This is a genomic window from Cupriavidus sp. 8B, assembly GCF_054589115.1.
Window position 1 is genome coordinate 1 of the sequence record NZ_BAAILO010000361.1, and the last position, 1,625, is coordinate 1,625.

At 64.2% G+C, this 1,625-nt stretch carries 2 protein-coding genes; both read right to left on the reverse strand.

What is annotated here, in order from left to right; translation table 11 throughout:
• Nucleotides 1–123 precede the first annotated feature (123 nt).
• Nucleotides 124–1,005 (reverse strand): ATPase, encoded by an 882-nt coding sequence (locus ACYP5B_RS34210; RefSeq protein WP_459572585.1) that lies wholly within the window; start codon nucleotides 1,003–1,005, stop codon nucleotides 124–126.
• Nucleotides 1,006–1,082: 77 nt separating this feature from the next.
• Nucleotides 1,083–1,625: DUF4400 domain-containing protein (locus tag ACYP5B_RS34215; RefSeq protein ID WP_459572586.1), on the reverse strand; the 543-nt coding region annotated here is incomplete at its 5' end.

A 1,625-nucleotide genomic window follows, 5' to 3' on the forward strand; every position in this document is an offset into this window, starting at 1 on the left:
ACGAATTGAAGTCGGTCTGGAATTCCACCCTGGCGTTCGTCAAGTCCATATGGTTTAGCCTGTCAATCGGTCGGTGTTTCGGGAGGGATGCCGCCCGCGAATAAGAGGGGCGGCACGTAACGTTCAGACGCCGCGCACTGTGGTCATCAGCTTCAGGTGGGTCGTGTAGCTGCGCAGGCCGAGCGGGTGGAAGCTGCGCAGGAAGCGTGCCACCTCGTCGTTGATGTCGGTCTGGTCGCGAATGCCATTCCACACCATGAAGTCGAACTGATCCATCGTGCGGTCGAACTTGGCCAGCACGCCCAGCACGCGCATCGAGAAGCGAGAATAGGCCTCGACCGTGAGGCTCAACGATGGCAGCGTGACCGTCGGCTCAAACACAATATCGTTCTTCGCTCGCATCTCTGCTTCGCGCTGCGTGCGCAGCGCTTCGGCGACGCGCAACTGCTCGTCGACGTAGTCCTCCATGCGCGACAGGGCGCGCTCGAAGTACTCTTCCACGGCGGCTAGCTCGGCCTTGGCATAGGTCGCGCTGCCAAAGCGCTGCAGGTTGATGCTCATGCGGTTCATGAACGGCCACCATTGTTCAAACAGCGGGCGCAGGCGGGTGTGGTTGAGCTTGATGGCGACCGGCACGACCGCGGCGCCAGCGAGTTGGCGGGTCAGGATCTGGACGCCGATTTCGCGACGCCGGCGAATGATCGCGGCGCGGTCCTCTGGCTTCAGTTCGCGAAAGCGCTTGCGGGTGTTGTCGACCTCAGCCTTCTTCTCAGCGGCCTCCTCCAACGAGATCAAGCCCTCTTTGCGCAGCATCTCGGCCGCCGCATCCATTTCTTGCAGTTCGCGTTCGAGCGAACCGTCGTCCGCGCCGTCGGTGATGCCGGTGCCGGGAGCCATGTCGGCCAGCTCGATCGCCGCGCCGCTTGCGGCCAGGGTATCGGTTGCGGCGGCGAGTGGCGCGTCGTCCAGTGTGGTGACAACGGCGGTGTCAGTGTTGGTGGTCATGCTGTTCTCTCCTGAATGGACCCCCAAAGTTGGGCGATCCGCGTTGAATGGTTGCGTTGTGGTTGATGTTTGTGCGGCTAGCGGTTCGAATGGAAGGTGGCGGCAAGGCGCCAGGCGAGGGCACCGATGCAGACGGCCGCGCCTGTCCAGACGGCGGCGGGCAGCGACATAGGCATAAGCAGGGCCGAGCCGCTGATGCCAAACGTGACCAGCAAGCCGTGCGCCGCGAGGTGGAATCCCACGGGACTGGCCACCCCCGCCGCAGCGGCCCGGATGCGGCGCTGCACCGCGCCGTCGTTGAGCATGGCTGCCATGAAGAAGAGCGTGCCCCACACCCAATTGCCGGCGACCGTGGCCCGATAGATCGCGCGATACAGTTCCATCCAGAGGTGCCGCATCCAGTGCGAGGCAACGCCGGCTGTGCCCCCATCGCTGACAAGAGTCTGGTTGGCGGAACCGGCATAGGAGCGGCGTATCGCGCCCGAGTCGACGAACCAGGTGCGGAACCGGTCGTTGGCGCGGCCGGCTAGATCGTTGGCCCGGTTTTCCCCGAACACGGATTCGACCGAAGCCTGCTCAGCGGCATCGATCTCGAAGTGCCTGTCATCGGGCAGCACGGG